The organism is Proteus vulgaris, from assembly GCF_011045815.1.
In the GTDB taxonomy this organism is placed as follows: Bacteria; Pseudomonadota; Gammaproteobacteria; order Enterobacterales; family Enterobacteriaceae; genus Proteus; species Proteus vulgaris_B.
The window spans coordinates 13,912-29,800 of sequence record NZ_CP047345.1 but is presented as its reverse complement, the minus strand read 5'-3'; the positions used below and the strand labels follow the sequence as shown (position 1 = coordinate 29,800).

At 50.6% G+C, this 15,889-nt stretch carries 24 protein-coding genes and 1 pseudogene; 3 read left to right on the top strand and 22 right to left on the bottom strand.

The genetic code is table 11. From position 1 onward, the window contains the following. Positions 1-46: 46 nt before the first annotated feature. Positions 47-226: pseudogene (locus GTH24_RS20375) on the bottom strand (ArsR/SmtB family transcription factor); the annotation flags it as partial. A 248-nt stretch (positions 227-474) separates the two neighbouring features. On the opposite strand from GTH24_RS20375, the gene GTH24_RS22405 reads away from it, so the two are divergent. After that, positions 475-780 (top strand): DUF6710 family protein, encoded by a 306-nt coding sequence (locus GTH24_RS22405; RefSeq protein ID WP_011742557.1) that lies wholly within the window; start codon positions 475-477, stop codon positions 778-780. Between the two features lie 173 nt (positions 781-953). Here GTH24_RS22405 and GTH24_RS20365 read toward each other — a convergent pair whose 3' ends face one another. The 17 genes from GTH24_RS20365 to GTH24_RS20280 all read right to left on the bottom strand — a co-directional run bounded on the left by GTH24_RS20365 (position 954) and on the right by GTH24_RS20280 (position 12,997). Continuing rightward, the gene (locus tag GTH24_RS20365; protein ID WP_000792636.1) at positions 954-1,487 is read right to left on the bottom strand and encodes a phospholipase D family protein; all 534 of its coding nucleotides are present in this window, start codon (positions 1,485-1,487) and stop codon (positions 954-956) included. Next, the gene (locus GTH24_RS20360) at positions 1,487-2,482 is read right to left on the bottom strand and encodes an ATPase, T2SS/T4P/T4SS family (RefSeq protein ID WP_000128596.1); all 996 of its coding nucleotides are present in this window, start codon (positions 2,480-2,482) and stop codon (positions 1,487-1,489) included. The genes GTH24_RS20365 and GTH24_RS20360 overlap by 1 nt, the downstream gene beginning before the upstream one ends. 41 nt (positions 2,483-2,523) lie before the next feature. Further along, positions 2,524-3,684, bottom strand: coding sequence for a type IV secretion system protein VirB10 (gene virB10 / locus GTH24_RS20355; RefSeq protein WP_000101710.1), 1,161 nt, complete (start codon positions 3,682-3,684; stop codon positions 2,524-2,526). After that, positions 3,684-4,568 (bottom strand): TrbG/VirB9 family P-type conjugative transfer protein, encoded by an 885-nt coding sequence (locus tag GTH24_RS20350; RefSeq protein ID WP_000735066.1) that lies wholly within the window; start codon positions 4,566-4,568, stop codon positions 3,684-3,686. Before GTH24_RS20350 ends, virB10 begins: the two co-directional genes overlap by 1 nt. A 10-nt stretch (positions 4,569-4,578) precedes the next feature. Next, on the bottom strand, positions 4,579-4,896 hold the full coding sequence (locus tag GTH24_RS20345) for a type IV secretion system protein (protein ID WP_011742556.1): 318 nt from the start codon (positions 4,894-4,896) through the stop codon (positions 4,579-4,581). Then, on the bottom strand, positions 4,835-5,323 hold the full coding sequence (locus tag GTH24_RS22030; RefSeq protein WP_001256127.1) for a hypothetical protein: 489 nt from the start codon (positions 5,321-5,323) through the stop codon (positions 4,835-4,837). The genes GTH24_RS20345 and GTH24_RS22030 overlap by 62 nt, the downstream gene beginning before the upstream one ends. 11 nt (positions 5,324-5,334) lie before the next feature. After that, on the bottom strand, positions 5,335-5,898 hold the full coding sequence (locus GTH24_RS20340; RefSeq protein WP_000004673.1) for a hypothetical protein: 564 nt from the start codon (positions 5,896-5,898) through the stop codon (positions 5,335-5,337). Continuing rightward, positions 5,891-6,319, bottom strand: coding sequence for a hypothetical protein (locus GTH24_RS20335; protein WP_014342202.1), 429 nt, complete (start codon positions 6,317-6,319; stop codon positions 5,891-5,893). Before GTH24_RS20335 ends, GTH24_RS20340 begins: the two co-directional genes overlap by 8 nt. Further along, positions 6,316-6,663: a hypothetical protein gene (locus tag GTH24_RS20330; protein ID WP_000039129.1), complete on the bottom strand. Its 348-nt coding sequence runs from the start codon at positions 6,661-6,663 to the stop codon at positions 6,316-6,318. Before GTH24_RS20330 ends, GTH24_RS20335 begins: the two co-directional genes overlap by 4 nt. A gap of 11 nt (positions 6,664-6,674) precedes the next feature. Then, positions 6,675-7,808, bottom strand: coding sequence for a hypothetical protein (locus GTH24_RS22025; protein WP_000225028.1), 1,134 nt, complete (start codon positions 7,806-7,808; stop codon positions 6,675-6,677). A 44-nt stretch (positions 7,809-7,852) separates the two neighbouring features. Further along, positions 7,853-8,047, bottom strand: coding sequence for a DUF2997 domain-containing protein (locus GTH24_RS22020; RefSeq protein ID WP_000757530.1), 195 nt, complete (start codon positions 8,045-8,047; stop codon positions 7,853-7,855). A gap of 48 nt (positions 8,048-8,095) precedes the next feature. Further along, positions 8,096-8,488 (bottom strand): hypothetical protein, encoded by a 393-nt coding sequence (locus GTH24_RS22015; RefSeq protein ID WP_000018404.1) that lies wholly within the window; start codon positions 8,486-8,488, stop codon positions 8,096-8,098. 4 nt (positions 8,489-8,492) lie between these two features. Continuing rightward, the gene (locus GTH24_RS20310) at positions 8,493-8,822 is read right to left on the bottom strand and encodes a hypothetical protein (RefSeq protein WP_000277953.1); all 330 of its coding nucleotides are present in this window, start codon (positions 8,820-8,822) and stop codon (positions 8,493-8,495) included. A gap of 155 nt (positions 8,823-8,977) precedes the next feature. Next, entirely contained in the window at positions 8,978-10,441 is a 1,464-nt protein-coding gene (locus tag GTH24_RS20300) for an AAA family ATPase (protein WP_001280522.1), read from the bottom strand. 73 nt (positions 10,442-10,514) lie between these two features. After that, a complete protein-coding gene (locus GTH24_RS20295; protein WP_000434071.1) occupies positions 10,515-11,447 on the bottom strand; it encodes a hypothetical protein in 933 nt (310 codons plus the stop codon). A gap of 561 nt (positions 11,448-12,008) precedes the next feature. After that, positions 12,009-12,506 (bottom strand): hypothetical protein, encoded by a 498-nt coding sequence (locus GTH24_RS20285; protein ID WP_000062185.1) that lies wholly within the window; start codon positions 12,504-12,506, stop codon positions 12,009-12,011. A 2-nt stretch (positions 12,507-12,508) separates the two neighbouring features. After that, positions 12,509-12,997 carry a DUF1643 domain-containing protein gene (locus GTH24_RS20280; RefSeq protein WP_001273096.1) on the bottom strand — a complete coding sequence of 163 codons (489 nt, stop codon included), beginning with the start codon at positions 12,995-12,997 and terminating at the stop codon, positions 12,509-12,511. A 96-nt stretch (positions 12,998-13,093) separates the two neighbouring features. On the opposite strand from GTH24_RS20280, the gene GTH24_RS20275 reads away from it, so the two are divergent. Next, a complete protein-coding gene (locus GTH24_RS20275; protein ID WP_000683476.1) occupies positions 13,094-13,429 on the top strand; it encodes a hypothetical protein in 336 nt (111 codons plus the stop codon). A 14-nt stretch (positions 13,430-13,443) separates the two neighbouring features. On the opposite strand, the gene GTH24_RS20270 is transcribed toward GTH24_RS20275, so the two are convergent. The 4 genes from GTH24_RS20270 to GTH24_RS20250 form a co-directional block, all read right to left on the bottom strand. Next, a complete protein-coding gene (locus GTH24_RS20270; protein ID WP_001281821.1) occupies positions 13,444-13,914 on the bottom strand; it encodes a hypothetical protein in 471 nt (156 codons plus the stop codon). Then, positions 13,907-14,278, bottom strand: coding sequence for a hypothetical protein (locus GTH24_RS20265; RefSeq protein WP_000516916.1), 372 nt, complete (start codon positions 14,276-14,278; stop codon positions 13,907-13,909). Before GTH24_RS20265 ends, GTH24_RS20270 begins: the two co-directional genes overlap by 8 nt. 10 nt (positions 14,279-14,288) lie before the next feature. Next, entirely contained in the window at positions 14,289-14,483 is a 195-nt protein-coding gene (locus GTH24_RS20260; RefSeq protein ID WP_000343597.1) for a hypothetical protein, read from the bottom strand. A gap of 340 nt (positions 14,484-14,823) precedes the next feature. After that, positions 14,824-15,372 carry a transcriptional regulator gene (locus tag GTH24_RS20250; protein WP_001061574.1) on the bottom strand — a complete coding sequence of 183 codons (549 nt, stop codon included), beginning with the start codon at positions 15,370-15,372 and terminating at the stop codon, positions 14,824-14,826. A 162-nt stretch (positions 15,373-15,534) separates the two neighbouring features. On the opposite strand from GTH24_RS20250, the gene GTH24_RS20245 reads away from it, so the two are divergent. Continuing rightward, on the top strand, positions 15,535-15,885 hold the full coding sequence (locus GTH24_RS20245) for a type II toxin-antitoxin system RelE/ParE family toxin (protein ID WP_000270043.1): 351 nt from the start codon (positions 15,535-15,537) through the stop codon (positions 15,883-15,885). Positions 15,886-15,889: the final 4 nt, after the last annotated feature.

Genomic DNA, 15,889 nt, shown 5'->3' with positions numbered 1-15,889 from the left:
AAGGGGATGATAAGTTTATCACCACCGACTATTTGCAACAGTGCCGTCCAGCGGATATCAGCGCTGAAAGATGATGGCTGAGCGTGGAGGCAGGAATCTCAAGGTGCTTCTGCAGTTCGCCAACCGGCAGGCCTTCATGACCCGCCCTGACCAGCTCCCGGTATATGCTGAGACGTGTCGGGTGGCCCAGTTCTCGAAGTGCGTTTGCAGCAGTGTTTAAATCCATAATACCTCCTTTATCTATATTTCCAGAATAATAGAAATATAGCCTGCGTCAATCGTTTCTGCCGTGAGGGTACCGCTTTCCCAATCATGCTCTGTCCGCCAGGTTATGGGGGGCAGAGCCAGAGCACTACCGAAATCCTTGCGAATACCCGTGCAGGGAATAATTTCCGCCCCCTTTATGGCCGGAAAAAAAACTGATAAACGTCGCCTTTTCAGAAGGTTGCTTTCTTAACGTGGTTTTTCGCATGGTTGGACCTCAGACCCCATATAGGCAGCGCTAAGGGCAATCCGTGGGTACAGGATATTAACCACCGCGTTACTTTGTGGTTGCCCTGGCGGATAGGCTTTGTACGAGGAGGGAACCATTCTATTGCCAGCGGCGTTCTGGCCGGTGAGGGTGAGGTAATACCCGATACGGTTTATGATATGCGGTATTTGCTCGATATTGTCAGCACTGACGGGTATTACTGGTACATGAGCGGGAAGATCTGCGAGAGAGTCAGTGACTACCGTACAGCCGCCTTTTTTGAAATAGGCCGCCTGCTTACACTGTGATTCCTTCAAAATATCTCAACGAAATTTCCCGACACCTGTTTAAGCTATCTTGCTGATATTTCTGTTTTTCGATTTTTGCCGGCGCGATGCCGGCGACGTTGGCCAGCTGCCCCGTGCGCGATACTGAGATCAGTTTCTTTGAACAAAAAAAACCGCCTTTCGGCGGTCAGTATTCAGTAGCTGGAACGGTAGTCTCTCCCCCGATTCCAGCGGTCTTGCCAGTGTTCGAGGAATGATTCAGCGAGCTTAGGCATGTTCCAGATCACCACCGCATTCTCCGAGTTTTTCGTTTCGGCCGCTTTGGTGAAATTAAAGCTGCCAGTTTCAACGGTCACATTATCCACGATGATCACCTTGTCATGCTGGATAGGGAAATCACTGTCAGTACGCAAAGGGATGCCGCTGTTCGCTATGTAGTTCATGGCCGCAATGCTGGCGCGCCCCGTATTGCCCCTTTCATCAATTACGATTTTCACATCAACTCCCCGTTTTTTGGCTGCTACCAGTGCCTTCATAATATCCGGGGCGGTAAAAGAATAAGCCATCATCCGTATCGAGGTTTTTGCGGAGTCAATGGCGCTCAGGACGAGAACGCGGGCGCTTCCTTCAGGCGAGTAGCCAACCTGAACGGATGGTTCCACCGCAAAGGCGGGCAGGGCGGCTGTCGTAAATGCTGCGGCCAGAAGCCAGGTTGCTAAGTTTTTCATTACAGGCTCCCGTTCACACACTGCATTTTATATTCAGGGTCAAAATAAATTTCTTTGATTTTCCGCTTTTCCATATGCACCACAACGTCAATGGTGGAGTAGAGCATTCGCATAATATCGCTCATATCGAGCATACGGCCGATAGGGGTCGCTTTGATAAGCAGCCCAATACGGTTAAAGGCATCGCGCGCAGAGTTAGCGTGCGTTGACATAACACCGCCTGGATGGCCGGTATTAAGTGCTTTAAGATAATCCCACGCAGCATCATCCCTAAGCTCAGTCATGATGATACGGCCCGGTGTCAGACGCATACAGGCTCGCAGGGCATCAGTGGCGCTGACGCGGCCGATCTTTCCTGCATCGCCGTACATCATATAAACGGCTTCTACAACGTGATCGACCGTGACTTCGTGAACGTCCTCTAAAATAATTACACGCTCGTCTTTATGTAGCGATTTTAACAGCGCGCGCGTGAGTACCGTTTTCCCCGACCCGGTTTCACCGCAGATCACGATAGTGCGTTTCTTCTCAACGGCGGTTTGCAGGAATGCGGGCCATTTTTCGCTGCTGTGCAGCTCTTTAAGGAAAAAATCATCATCCGTTAGGCTTTGCTTGCTGCCGGTAATCTTCCGGCAGTCACTGAAAATCCCCTCGCTGGTCAGCTGCTCCAGATTTTTATCGGCCGCCAAATCCTTACGAAACGCTACGGCCGTTGTACCGTCAATCACCGCAGGGGGCAGACAGATAACGCCCCTGATCCCGCCAGGCAGGATCACGTCATTAATGGCCTGCATGGTCAGCTTGTTGCTGCTCACCAACGATTTAGCAAGGTTCCTAATAAAATCTGCCGTAATTGCCGCGTTCTGCACAACCCTGCGGCCGCTGAACGTATCACAGATAACTTCCTGAAAGCAGTTAATGCGAATTTCAAAAACAGTAGGATCTTCTAAATACTCGCGCAGTGGGCCAAGTTGATAGAAAGCTGCATCAGTCATGATTACTCCTGAAGAAAAGCGGGCGCTAAGCGCCCACTTTTTTAGTTGTCTGCGAGCGTATAAACGCCGCTGAAATCGAGGTCGCGGGCAACAAAAATGCTCACCGCATCACCCTGCTGATCGTAGAGGGTAGGGGGGATAGACATGTAAGAGCGAAGTGCTTCAGACGCCAGCTGCTCACCGCTGTTTTCTGTGCTGTTGTACTGAATGTTATTACTCTGCGTCTGGTTAACCAGCGCCGTTAAGGTGTCAGAGAACAACGAAATCATGATCGCACCACGCAGACGCTCCCACATATGGGTATCCACCTGGCCCGGAATCCCCGCGCTGCCGAGTGAGTTCGTTCCGGCACTGTCAATATTAACGATTGTCCCGTCCTGGTCATTGCGGATACGCTCCCAGAGAACAAACACGCGCGCCTGGCCGTCTTTGATACCACCGGTAATCTGCCCGTCAACCCATGAGCCTTTATCAATCAGCCTAACGAGTCCATCAGCTGAGTAAACGTCCTGTGAAACCCGGCAGGAAACCTGACCCGGAACAGTGGTATCCAGCTCGGTGCCGGTACCACAGGGGATCATTTTGCCTTTCGGAACAGTCAGGCTGGGATTAGCCATGACTCCAGCGCGGCTAGCCTTCAGCCTTGCAGGAGTCAGGTTTTTAGCGAGTGCTGAACTACCTTCGCTTGTTTCGTTGTCCTGGGGCTGCACTCCGGGACTATTGCTTGTAGCCGCCTGATTAGTCTGGGCCAGCTCGCCGCCCAGACGACGCTGCATAGCCAGTTCTTCAGGCGAAGGTTCTTTACGCTTATTAGAGGTACGCGCGGCGGTATTGCTGCTGCCCGCATCTGCATCTGCCTGTGCGGCAGCCTGCACAGCACGGGCATCAGTGGCGCTATTCTGCGCAGTTGCAGGTTTATTAACATCAGGATCGCTGTTAAAGCTGTAGTTTGGCAGTGTATTGGCCTGTTGCGCTTTACCACCGTCTTTATCAGCTTCAGCTTTAGCCGGGGTGCGAATTTTACCCATGACCGTAATCCCGATGAATACCAAAGCAAGCAGCGCCATCAGTATGACAAAGGCTTTCATACCAGGAGCCGAACGGCGGTTACTGCCTTTAAATCCGCCACGCTCGCTTTCGAATTCACCGTCTCCGGTGTTTTCATCGAGTTCCTGATCTACATCGACACTTTTACGGGCCATCAGTTATCCTCCCCAATTTGAACCCTGCGCACATCCGGGGAAGCCGTGCCGGTTGCTACCGCACCGGCGCCCGGCGCGAAATTATTATTACGAACGCCAACGACTTTATCGCCCAGACGAATACGCCACTCTTTAGCGACGGTTTCCACCTCGATGATGTTGCGGTTCTCACCCACAACATGAGAGTTAGGCAGCGTTTCTTTGCCACTGGCCGAAATCATGTAGACCTGCGGTAACTCCGCATTGGCCGGAAACTCAAACCGGGTAAAGCGGTAGTTATCCCAGACGTGAACCGGCTGGATGCTGCGCATTTCAGGCTGTTCGCTCATTACGTACTGATAGTTCTTCGCCCCCGCAAAAGCCGTCTGCTTCAGCTTCTGCGTAATGCGTTTTTTATCAGCCGCGCTTTTGGCTTTTTCCTGCTGCTCAAACGGATATTCATAGGTCAGCTGAAGAACGGCCTGGCGCACAGCCCACGGCGTTTCAATAAAGGATTTTGATACCGTACCGTCTGCATTTTTCTTCGTTTCTTCACCGATGAAATGGAGGACGATGTTATAGGTGCGCTTATCGGTGACGATCACCAGGTTGGTATCACTCATGGCCTGTTTCGGCTTCACAAAAAAATGGTTCATTTTGTGCGCAAACGTCCAGCTTTCAGAATCGCCAAAAGCATGAGTGATATAGGTTTCGTCAGGCGCGACAACAATGTGGGTAGCCACACCGGCGATAGCGTCAATTTTGACCACATTAACAGGGTTATAAACAACGCTTTTAATGCGATAGTCATAAGGAGAATTGCGGCCAACCTCAAGCGCCATAACGTTAGTGGCCGCGCCTCCCAGGACTGACAAAACGACTGCTGAAAGAAGTAGTTTTTTCATGGGGCAGCCCTCAGTTAACTTCAGGGTTGACGCGATAACTCGTCACGCGGAAACCCAGCGGGTTGACATAACGCTGCTCAGCATTCATCGCCAGCGATTTATATTCATACCCCATAATGGCAATCCAGCGCTGCGGCTGATCATCAACGGGATTGCTGCGCACGCGGCGAACCGTAGTAAAGCGTATCGTTGCTACGCCGTGCGGTTTATCGAGGATCACAGAGTTAATCTTCACGCGGGTCGTTTCACTGTCGCCCAGAACCTTATCAAGACCGTTGCGGCCCTTGAACTTGCTCTGGTAAGACTCTGCCACGTTCGGCGTGGACATTAAGCCAACGGCCGTTATGCTCTCTAGTTGAACGACGGATCTCTTCCGAAACTCCACGCAAAAAACCAATTACATTGGCCCGGAATGTACGTCTCTTCTCCTCTATCTCAAGCAAGTAACTCAAGTAGAAGTAAAACGGTATCGAGACGAACAATGACAAAGGGAACCAGCCTTTTTCGCTGGCAGAAACAAAGAGTCTCGGCTCAAACATTTTCATGGCGAGGGTCGCCATTAGCACAGAGACAACTACTGGAGTCACCGCCATCAAAAATCGGGAATGAAGGTACGCCATCCAGACCCCAGCGACTAAAGCTGTTAGCGAGAGGAACATAGCAACAACCAACGGGCTCGCATCAATGGCGATTAGCCCTATCTGGACGATAATGACGAAGCAAAGAAGCAATATTCTGTATAAAAATGACCGCATTCCAACCCACCTCAATCCAAGATAATCTTGCGCTTATCTTTCTGAATTTCGATAGGCTGCTCCGGTTCACTCAGAACACCCTCTGACGCTTTCAGATCTTGAATACTTGGAAAGCCCTTCCCTGCTCCTGCTTTTCTTGGTCTCTGCTCTGTTACCTCAATCGCTATTTCATCCCCCTCCCGGAACTGCGGGTAACAACCAGCGCGGTTGGCATAGCGATTCAACGACATTTTGAGCAGCCGGTATTTCTTTGGGCAGGTTATTTGTACTGACGCATCAGAGCTGCAAGCTGCGTCAAGCCGCCGGAAAAATTCCTCCGGTATCCCCTTTACAAGGAGATCGCTCAACTCATCCATAGGCCTTGAGCCGGTTGGCATCGGATATGGCAACCTCCGGTATTCTCTGTAGATGTACCGCTTGATGACGATATGAAAGACGAATGCGGCAAAGCCCCACAAAGGGCCATTAAGGAGCCCCGCAACGATAAGTAGCACCGACGGGAAGGGAACCCCTACGAAACTCGGCAGGACTTTAATCTTTACCATCGGCGTTGACCGACGCACACTCTCACTCATTTGCTGACCCTTTACGTGCAACCTTGTACTGCACTTTCAGATCGTAACCATACACTTCCTGATGAAGGACTTTCACGGGGACACCTTCAACGGTCCCCAGGTACACGCTCAGCTCAACTTCCGGAACATCGTCCCTGAGACCCAGTACATTGCGCCACCCAGTCGATGTCTTCTGGCAGTGAGCGCCCACCCTGTCATGCCGGTAGTAAATGTCTTTGTTATCTCCTTGGCAGATGAAGAATCCACTAACCTGCCCCGTCCTTAACACCCACTTGCGGTTGTGGAAGGTAGCTTCTTTCTCCACCTCAGTGGACTTGTCTATAGCCACCGGGCTTACCACCAGCTCTTGTGCGGCCAAATCAGACACAAGGCCTATTACCAACGCGGATAACAGAGCGGCCATAGCCGCCCGTGTCATCATACTGCCGCCTCGTGAGTGGCATCGGCAAAGAATTTGCCTTGTTTGTAGATCTCGTCCTTCTCGAACGAGATAGCATCCGCACGACTGCTGAATGGGCCATAGCTTTTACCGTCGATCAGCACCTTCCACTGGCAACGCCAAACACGAGTCCATGCCGCAATCTTTGACTCGTCTGAACAAAGTCCGCGAATAACATAGAACGCAATCATTAGAATGCCGCTCGTCGGCACGATGCGCGAAACCCTTGTTTTACTGTATTCCTGCACTTCAAGGCCTTTGAAGGAAACCTCATCGGCAAACCCGCAGACCTCACCATTTTTGATTACGATGCGCTTTTTGCTCATAACCGACCCCACTAATCCAAAATAATTTTGCGCTTGCCTGGCTGTACTTCGATTGGCTCTTCCTTTTGCACCTTTGGTGCCGGAGCTGATGAGCTGACAACCACCGGTTCTCTTTCTGTGTTTTGTTGCTGGCGCTCACGGAGTTCATCCACTGAGGGAGGCTCATTGCTTGGTCGTTCAGCCCTTTCTGCACGTCGGGCTTCTCTTAACAACTCATCAATTTCGGAGTCGCTCCGGTTATTCATAAAAGCTCTATAGGCAAAGAAAATCAGCACCGGTACTATTGCCACCAAGAAGAAAGGAAATGAGCTTCCGCTATCTTCCACTGGCTTGGTACTGGCCGCGCCTGTATCGAATACGGTACGAATAACCGTTGGCGCGGTCATGATCATAATTGCAGGCATTATCCCCATCACAATTCCTGATGGGCTCTGCCTCATAATTCCACTAGCAACCCCAAACACCAGCATCAATCCCGCTATGACTTTGACGAAAGAGCTATCCATTAGACCGATCATGGAGTCACTTACCTCCTCGAACGGACTTTGAAACGCACTGGTATTGCGGTCAGTGTCTTGTGCAGCATTAATCTGCTTGGGAGGTTCACTCTTTGGTGCAGTCACTATGGATGACGCTGATTGTTGGCTGGCAGCCTTCTGCGTTTCACCATCCTGCTTGACCACCCCCAGATCCTGAGTTTTGACGTGCGTTTGTGCTGGTGGTGCTAACTGGTATTTGACTGCCAGGTTGTTGCCGTGGACTTCAATGGTTTGCAGGGAGATGGGTTTACCTTCCAACTTGGTCAGAGCTTCTTGGAGCGGCAGCTCCTGAGCATCAGTCATACCGCCCATAAAGCCATTAAACCCGTCATCATGAATACGGCATCGCAGCCTTCCCGAATAGCTACGGTATTCACCTGGGCAAACAAAATAGCCGCCCTGAGGGCCATCCAGTTTGCGCCATTTATTGCTTTTGAAGGCCTCCACTTTGGTCACAACTGGCTGACCGTCATGGTAATCAATGACCGTTTTGCTCTCCGGGCCAGTGTCCTCTATCTTCTTGCTGCCTGAGTCATCTGAGAGCATTTGCCCCACCATAACGCCAGTCACAAAGTCACTGGCAAAGGCCGCAGGAGCTGCGACCATGAGACCAACCAGCAAAAGAAGGGGGACGCGCCCTGTCCTTCTCATCACCATTCGTTCTGTTCCGTTTCGTGCTGGGTTTGACCAGCATTGAAGTGGTACTCGGGTTTCAGCTCTTTTTCTTCGACTTCGAGCTCTTCCGGGCGAATACGCTGTTCCAGCGCTTCACAGGTCTTACCCTGAAACCCCGTGAAATCGGCAGCAATCTTGCCGCCCTTGATCTTGATGTTTACCTTTTTCACTTTGTCACCTCGTCGTTAAGTTCAACTAATCTGATTGCCTTGGCGCTATTACCAAACAGCTTCCTCAGCTTCCAGTTCCAAAGTGCCATCGTGATGCTGCTTCACCGTCACGCTGAAACCTTCCTCTTTCAACTGCTGCTCGTAGTGGAAGGCAATGTAGCGATCCTGCACCTTGCTGCTTGCCTGCTGCGTCCAGCGGCCATAAGAGCCGTAGTTTTCCTGGTACTGCTCCCAAACACCGTTTTTTTCCTTGTAGCCAATCCGGTGCTCCTTGTTGTTCTGGTCGATCAGAACAATCGGGTATTTCTCGAAGGTGTAGCCAGCGCCCACGCGGTACAGCTTTTCGTTTTCAACAACAACGCCAACTCCCTCCAGAGCCTTCAACAGCAGCTCTTTGTCTTTGTAGGCGACCTGCACCTTGCCTTTTACGATATGGCTCATCTCATCACTCCTGAGTTGTTTCGGGTGTCATGCCGTGTTCCGACATAACAAAGTTAAGCGCGGCAATGGAATAGTCTTGCCCGAGAGAAACTTCGATCTTTCCTTCTTTCTCCAGCTTTCGGCCAAGCTCGGTAAGGTTTTCCATCATGGGGATGAGCTTGAACAACGAACTCATGTAGGTGATCGATGTGGAAACGTCTCGGGCGAACTGGTCCAGCACCTTACTCTTGTCGATAACCAGAGGCTCTGGTCTATCCACTCCATCTTTTTCTGACTGGAGTTTGCTGCACAGCTTGAGCAGCTCAATCCCCTTCTCAATGTCTTGTTTGTACATAACGGTCAATTCTCCTCTCTGCCGTTTTGATGCTCTCTCCTGGCCGCACCAGCTCGCTCCCTAGCCCACTCAGCTAGAGCATTGATTAAGTCGCTGACTTCTGAGTGGAATATCAATGACACAGCAAGAGCAGTCCAAAAAATCCACTCCATCGCTTAGTCCTCGATGGCAAGTTTGCGTCCAGAGCCATTCTGCTCTTGAACATCGAAGTTATTGGCCGGATAGAAGCCTTGATCCCGCAAACTGCGAATCTGGTTGATGTCTTCCCGGCGAGTTTCACTGGTCGGGGTAATGCGAGTGACCGCATCCACCAGCGCTTCATTGTTGAGCTCTTTGTCCTGAGCGTTCGCCAGATACATCGCGTCAATGACGGCCTGTTCAATCTCTGCCCCGGTGTATCCCTCGGTGGTACGAAGTAGCGTAGGCATATCGAACGCGGCGATGTTGGCCTTCTGCTTGGCGAGGTGGATCTCAAAAATCTTCTGGCGCTCAGCCACACTTGGCAGATCAATGAAGAATGCTCGGTCCCAGCGGCCAGCTCGCATCAATTCAGGAGGCAGCGACTGAACCCGGTTGGCCGTCGCCACAATGAAGATCTTCTTCTTGCGCTCTTGAAGCCAGTAGAGGAAAGAGCCCAGCAGGCGCTTGGATACTTCGTGTTCGCCATCGGCATTACCAAAAAACTTCTCCATCTCGTCAATCAACACAACAACGGGTGCGATCTGCTCAATGGTCTGCAATGCACGATTGAACTGGCGCTCGGTTTCACCGAGATACTTGCTATAGAAACGGCCCATATCCAGGCGAACCAAGGTAGTGCCAAGTACACCGGCAGCGGCTTTTGCCGTCAGCGATTTACCACCACCAGGTACACCGGCCAGAAGGACACCTTTTACCGGAAGGTCTTTGTCCCAACCGGCTTTACGTATCTGGAGGAACTCCTTGAGGTTTTCGAGACCACCGACATTCCCAATATCAATGGCCTCAAGCACATCGAGGCCGACATCACGCAAGATGTGAGCTTTTTCTTTTCGGATCTCGCCCAGGTATTCTTCACCCTTGAATTTCAAGTAAGCGGAGTAGGTGAAGACGTTCTTCATCTGGGTGTGTGACAAGCCCAAGGCGTGGTTTGCGATGACAGCACGTTCGTTGCTCTCGAAGACTCCACCATCTTTCACGTTATCTTCACAGGTCTGGAGCAGTTTCAGGATTTCCTGATTGCTCATAGCCGGGAGATCGATGTGATAAACGAACTCTTCATTGAAGACGTCTTTGCCAGCGATGATGTAGTTGATCCCCTCATTCTCCAGATAGGTCAGTGATGACTTGAGGGCTGGGAGTGTTTCCGGGTTTGCACGTTGGCGGTCGAAAAAGAAAGTGTCGAACACGACAACTCCGTTTTTGGAGGACTTCTTGGACTCGTCCACCATTGCCTTCATCGTGCCTGGATCAGGCAGCTTCTTGAATGGCATTACAATAAAGTGCTTGCCGACTTTCTTTGCAATGTCAGAGAAAACGCTCTCTGCGCGGCCCAGCTCAAAAGTGCTAACGTTGATGACTGGAAAGGACAACTTGATTGGAATCTCAAGTTTGTCCATTTGCTGTGTAATATCGCTCATCGCTTATCCTTTAAATAAATTTCGACTTGTTGATCACCTCACATCATAAGTTCATTTTATGATGCTGTAAATATCACCTTCCAACTCTGTAGCTGTTCACGGCGGACTCAACGCGCTTGACTGACACGTCTATACCATTTGTCACCAGCAACTCATGCACTTGGCAACAGGCCTGTTGTTTCAGGCCAAAGAACTCTTCGTTAACACGGGCATACTCTGCTGCCGAATTGGAGGCGGCTCGTCTTAGATCTGGCATCAGAGATTCAACGCGAGACTCTACTTTGTCCAGAGAGGAACTGGCAGACGACAAGCTGAACAGCGAGAAGACGCTCCCAAAGTCGAAACCATCATTCAAACCGGCAAAGTCCATACCCAGATCGATAAACTCAGTTGCCATTGAGTGGTGCAGTGAGCCCACAATGTCACGATGATCCCCCAGCGCATTTGCGAAGGCTTTCACAGCTCTCTTCGCATCGTCTATTTCACTGCTGGCCGAGGAGTTTGACATCGACGACATGACGGAAATGCCCTTGTTGTCAGTCACAAGGTCGAGAACCTCCATTGTTTGTGCTGATGAAACACTGGAAGAGGCCTCACTGATTTCACGTAAGGCTTTTTGCCCCATGTCCACCAGTCGCTTGTTGCTCTCGTGGAGTCGAGATGCGGCGTCAAGCCTATCTTGAGCTTGGGTGATTCGTTCCAGAATCTGGCTACCGTCAATCGCTTGCTTCACGGCCCGAGAAACCAATCCCTCTTTGAGCTGGTCTCTCCCACGGCGCAAATACCGCAAATCGCTGTTATGGCCTTTTAGTGCTGAACGTATAACGGCGATGTCTCGACGAAACTGCCAGAACGTTATAATTTTTTGCCAGATCCCCAACTGAGCACGCTGTTGGCAAAGAGCTTCGTACTCTGCACCTTTCTCTTCAACCTGGCTGAGAGCTGCGGTAATCCTGTCTTGATATTGCCGGTCGTCAGCCAAGTAACTTTGAATTGCTTGTTCCATCCCGTACCCCAAAAACTTTCACATGTGAAAGTTCATTCTTTCTTTGTTCTGCCAGTACAAAGTATTTTGCCTTAGAACGACCTCACACCCCGCCCCTGCTCACGCCCATTTTGGGCAATTACAGATTCAGCATTTACAGGCTTATAATGTGATGCCGTAATAGACAAATAAAAAACGGCATAGCCGTTTTTACCTTACTTTGCTTTGCTCCGGCCCCCGCATAGTGCATTACCAATGCGTGATGAAAAATCCTTCCATTCTGGACTGTTCCGGTAGTCATCCTGTCCAGTTGCTTGTTCCTGGCTGGTCGATGCGAATTGATTGAGAGCATCCGGGCACGAAGAGCAGACCCCGATACCTTCCACTCTATTCACGCGAAGCCAGTGACACGGTTGACCGTTTTCAACACAAGCGTGATCATCGGTGCATCCGCACCCTATACATTTAGCAGTGAGCATAAGCGCCTCCCCAAGTAAATTAACAACATCATAGTATCATTATGTGATGCTGTAAATATTAAAAAGAAAGCGGCCATAGCCGCCCTTCCGAAGTAATTTTCCTTTAGTGGTTGTCTTGGCCCTGTTTCCAAGCGACGAATGCCTGCACTAGCGGTACGCCATCATCACTCAAGGCATTCCCTTCTATCCATCCGCCTCGTATGACGACAGACTGCCCTGATTCCAAGCCAAAAGGTTCCCACTCAGAAGCCACCGGGGAACCGTCCACCAGCAGGTCGAGATCTTCAATCCATTTATCCCGGCCATCCAGAGTTTTCCAAACTGAGTCATCGACCCAAAAGGCCTTGATTTGTTCTGGTGTGGCATTGGTCCAATCGTTGTCTTTCCCGTCAGCAAGTGAAAGTACAGAGTCAACCGTTTGCTGCCAGTTCGGCCAATCTTCTTCGACAACAACGCAAGTAAGCGAGCTCTTGCCATTTGCTCTGCGGCCATCATCAACCTTCCGGATCAGCCTTTCCAGTGTCGCCAGCTCCTCATCGCAGAGCACGGCCTGTGCATCGCTTATCTTTGCCACGAAGTAACGTGCTTCAAGCATCGACATAATTATTTTCCTCCCCAGGGCACAAGTTTTGTCGAATATCCAAGCATTAGTGGGTGCTTCGGGTCCCCCGAACCAGTCACGCCAAATGCCAATACCGGCTTCCCAGATGCAACGAGCTGCTCTAAAAGCCTGTCCAAATGAACATGCAAAGACTTAGGCAGCTTAGTTCGGCTCCCCCAGCAGGGCACCAAGACATCAGCATCCCGAATAATCCTTTCCAAGTGGATTTCATTTTCAGGCCCGACAGGATCAACCGCCGTAGCCAGCTCTCGAACGTCGGTCGCCCGAAAAGCAAAAGCATTACCGACTATGAATCGCCTCCCTCCGTTGACCTTGGTAAACCCTATCCACTTTCTGACCGTGTGATCGTCCTCGGTGGCCGTGGCCGTAGAGCCGTTTACACCAAAATAACCGAACACAAGGCCTTCGGGTTGCACATCCCTTTCCAGACGGTATCTGTACATGCCGCACTTGCTGATAATTGCACTCAAAGTGTCACCTCTTTTTGAATGAAAAATGCCCTTTCACAGTTGCATTTTTTAATGCTGTGATAGGATAAAAGTGTAAGTTGAAAAGGAGAGATGACCATGAAACATGTACTGAATATCGCGCTGATGGCTGTTGTTATTCTTGGCCTGGCTATGCTTGAGGCCACCAACTGGGGTTACGCAGTGCTGGCTATCCCGGCAGTGATTTGGGCCAAGTCGGTGCTCAACCTTCTGCACAAACTGCCGGTTCTGGCTGCTGCTTTTTGGATTCTGGTTGCTGTTTTCGCGTGGCAAGCGGCACTTGTTGGTATCCTGTTCTATGGCGTACTTGCGACCCCTAAAGCGCCAGCAAACACCAATGGCAAGAAAAGCCGAAAAGCCAATCTGATGGGCACTTACAGCTACGACTTTAAAACCGGCGAATGCTTTAGCTAAGACTGGCTCCACGGTTATTTCTCCTCAGCCTTCCTGATGGGCGCTCTCAGCGCTCTCAGGACAGCTTCTTCAAGAGCTGCGGCCCCTGCCCTATCACGTCGCTTTGTTAATGCCCCATATTGCTTCCTGATGGGTAGCATCAGCTCTTCGAGTTCATTGCGCTTCCTATCGTCGGCTTCAAGTTTCTCGCTTCGCGCCAAGGCTTCGGCTTGCTCGCTTTTTGCTTGCCACTCTATCTTGTCGCCTTGCACTTCCCATGCTTTAACGTAATGAGCATCATCCAGACCTTTTGCTCCGTTGTCCGAAAACGAGGCCCCTGAGTAAATGCCACCGACAACCCAGCGCCTTTTGCTTTTTCCCTTTGAGAAATACATCTCACGGCCTAAAACACCATCGCGCAAAGTGGCTACCGAGATAAATAGCCCAGCGTCCCCTTTCCTAAAGCCGCAGAACACAAACTCAAGCGGTTCGTATAAATCACTCATGCTGATCACTCCGAAGAACAGACAAGACCTTCTCAGCTCGCTCCTGGAGGTCTATGAGTTCGGCAGCATCATTACCGCTCAATGACATGTCCCCGCCATAGAGGCGATACTCAACGCTGTCCATCGCCTGGCGAAGCAATCCTAGAAGAGCATTCACGTTTGCCGGTGTTGATAGGGCGACGGCTTCACCTTTCAGCTCACGTCCATTAAATTCCGACCACTCGGCTATGCCTGTCAGTTCGCAACAATTTGAGCAGGACATACTGGCAACATTCTGGGGATCGTCTGGACAGTGTTCATTGATGACAAAGTTCATCTCGTCACTGCCGCACTTTCCACAAATGATGTGTACTTTTTTGCCCATGCTGCTGCCCTTAGTGGAGAGTCTGCTCTTCCACAACAATCATCCCGTCAACCAAGCTGATTGTGGCGGGACCGCAGTTACCCAGCACCTCAGCTTTGACTCCGTTGTTCAACGCGACATAAAGCCGTCTCGCCCCGTTGGTGACGCGGATGCCTTTCTGGTCGAGTTGTTCAAGCATTTCTTCGTAGGTAATTTTTTCGTCCATCAGTTCTCCTCAGCAAGGATCTCGTCGATGAGGTTCTTTGCTATCAATCTGGCATCCAAAGGGACAGCCAGGCTGTCAATTCTGCCTCTTTCATGGGCAACAATGAGTTGCGCCTTCCAAGCTATCCCGGAAAGAGAAGCATCAGGTTCTTTACCTGAGCTTCTCATACATCTTGCGTTTCGGTACGCCGCCAGCCACTCAGGTCTGGTTGAGTTATAACGCCCAAGGCCAGCTTTTCGTTGGAAGCACATTCATCGCGCACCTTTACAGATTCATTTTATGATACTGTAAACAATAAAAAGACACCTTGCAAGACTTTCACATGTGAAAGTTTTCTGGTTTACATCTGCTCGCTTGGATCAAACCCCAAAGCCTTGCACACGTCATCCAGGTCATCGAGCGTGAAGAATCCCAGCGTCAGTTCCCCGGAGCGCTTCGCGGGGTTATAGCGAACTTTGATAGGCCTACCCGTAGCATCGCTCATCAGGGTCTCCAGGCGCTTAATGTCTGCATCCCTGTCCACTTCTTTGCCCTTCGCTATCGCCTCAAATTTATGAACCGGTGTCCTGGTATGCAGGAGATCCCTCAGGAGCTTTTCTCTCTTGCTGAAAGGTAACTTAGCCACGGCCCTCACATGCCCCAGGGTGATCTTGCGTGGATTTCTGAGCCAGAGTGTTAGCTCTTCCTCCGATAGCGTACCGGCGCGTTTCAGGTGTGTAACCGTATAGACCTTCTCAATACCCAGATCCTCTCTGATCTGACTGTTTGAACGCCCCTCTCCGCTTAGGAACGCGACCACATAGGCCTTTTCTGCATCAGTCATGCCTGGATGCTGGTGGTAGTAGTCAATGGCTTCTCTTGCATCGAGCAGTAGGGGTAGGTTGTTCATTCAGGACACCTTTTAGTCACATGACTATATCGAGGCTTATTCTACCCCCTATTTTAGTCACATGACTACTTACTGACATTTCGGCCCCCATCGCCGCCGATTTTTCTTGATTATAGGTTTGAATCTATATAGGATTGCACCTATATTAAGTAAGGAGAAATCATGTGGGTCATCGAGACAACCGACACCTTTGATGAGTGGTTCGATGCTCTGGATGATACCGATAGAGCAAACGTGCTGGCTTCGATGATGGTGCTGCGAGATAGAGGCCCCATGCTGTCGAGGCCATACGCGGATACTGTTAACGGTTCATCCTACAGCAACATGAAAGAGCTTCGGGTCCAAAGCAAAGGAGATCCTATCAGAGCGTTCTTTGCGTTCGATCCAAAGCGTAAGGGGATTCTTCTCTGCGCCGGTAACAAGACCGGGGACGAGAAAAGGTTTTATGAAGTAATGATCCCAATTGCAGACCGTGAGTTTGCGGCGCACTTGGATAAATTGAAGAAGGAGTGACGTT

Coding starts and splice junctions, on each gene's coding strand:
- GTH24_RS20365 (WP_000792636.1), bottom strand. CDS start 1,487: ATGAAAAACTTAGCAACCTGGCTTCTGGCCGCAGCATTTACGACAGCC.
- GTH24_RS20360 (WP_000128596.1), bottom strand. CDS start 2,482: ATGACTGATGCAGCTTTCTATCAACTTGGCCCACTGCGCGAGTATTTA.
- virB10 (WP_000101710.1), bottom strand. CDS start 3,684: ATGGCCCGTAAAAGTGTCGATGTAGATCAGGAACTCGATGAAAACACC.
- GTH24_RS20350 (WP_000735066.1), bottom strand. CDS start 4,568: ATGAAAAAACTACTTCTTTCAGCAGTCGTTTTGTCAGTCCTGGGAGGC.
- GTH24_RS20345 (WP_011742556.1), bottom strand. CDS start 4,896: ATGTCCACGCCGAACGTGGCAGAGTCTTACCAGAGCAAGTTCAAGGGC.
- GTH24_RS22030 (WP_001256127.1), bottom strand. CDS start 5,323: ATGCGGTCATTTTTATACAGAATATTGCTTCTTTGCTTCGTCATTATC.
- GTH24_RS20340 (WP_000004673.1), bottom strand. CDS start 5,898: ATGAGTGAGAGTGTGCGTCGGTCAACGCCGATGGTAAAGATTAAAGTC.
- GTH24_RS20335 (WP_014342202.1), bottom strand. CDS start 6,319: ATGATGACACGGGCGGCTATGGCCGCTCTGTTATCCGCGTTGGTAATA.
- GTH24_RS20330 (WP_000039129.1), bottom strand. CDS start 6,663: ATGAGCAAAAAGCGCATCGTAATCAAAAATGGTGAGGTCTGCGGGTTT.
- GTH24_RS22025 (WP_000225028.1), bottom strand. CDS start 7,808: ATGGTCGCAGCTCCTGCGGCCTTTGCCAGTGACTTTGTGACTGGCGTT.
- GTH24_RS22015 (WP_000018404.1), bottom strand. CDS start 8,488: ATGAGCCATATCGTAAAAGGCAAGGTGCAGGTCGCCTACAAAGACAAA.
- GTH24_RS20310 (WP_000277953.1), bottom strand. CDS start 8,822: ATGTACAAACAAGACATTGAGAAGGGGATTGAGCTGCTCAAGCTGTGC.
- GTH24_RS20300 (WP_001280522.1), bottom strand. CDS start 10,441: ATGAGCGATATTACACAGCAAATGGACAAACTTGAGATTCCAATCAAG.
- GTH24_RS20295 (WP_000434071.1), bottom strand. CDS start 11,447: ATGGAACAAGCAATTCAAAGTTACTTGGCTGACGACCGGCAATATCAA.
- GTH24_RS20285 (WP_000062185.1), bottom strand. CDS start 12,506: ATGTCGATGCTTGAAGCACGTTACTTCGTGGCAAAGATAAGCGATGCA.
- GTH24_RS20275 (WP_000683476.1), top strand. CDS start 13,094: ATGAAACATGTACTGAATATCGCGCTGATGGCTGTTGTTATTCTTGGC.
- GTH24_RS20270 (WP_001281821.1), bottom strand. CDS start 13,914: ATGAGTGATTTATACGAACCGCTTGAGTTTGTGTTCTGCGGCTTTAGG.
- GTH24_RS20265 (WP_000516916.1), bottom strand. CDS start 14,278: ATGGGCAAAAAAGTACACATCATTTGTGGAAAGTGCGGCAGTGACGAG.
- GTH24_RS20260 (WP_000343597.1), bottom strand. CDS start 14,483: ATGGACGAAAAAATTACCTACGAAGAAATGCTTGAACAACTCGACCAG.
- GTH24_RS20250 (WP_001061574.1), bottom strand. CDS start 15,372: ATGAACAACCTACCCCTACTGCTCGATGCAAGAGAAGCCATTGACTAC.
- GTH24_RS20245 (WP_000270043.1), top strand. CDS start 15,535: ATGTGGGTCATCGAGACAACCGACACCTTTGATGAGTGGTTCGATGCT.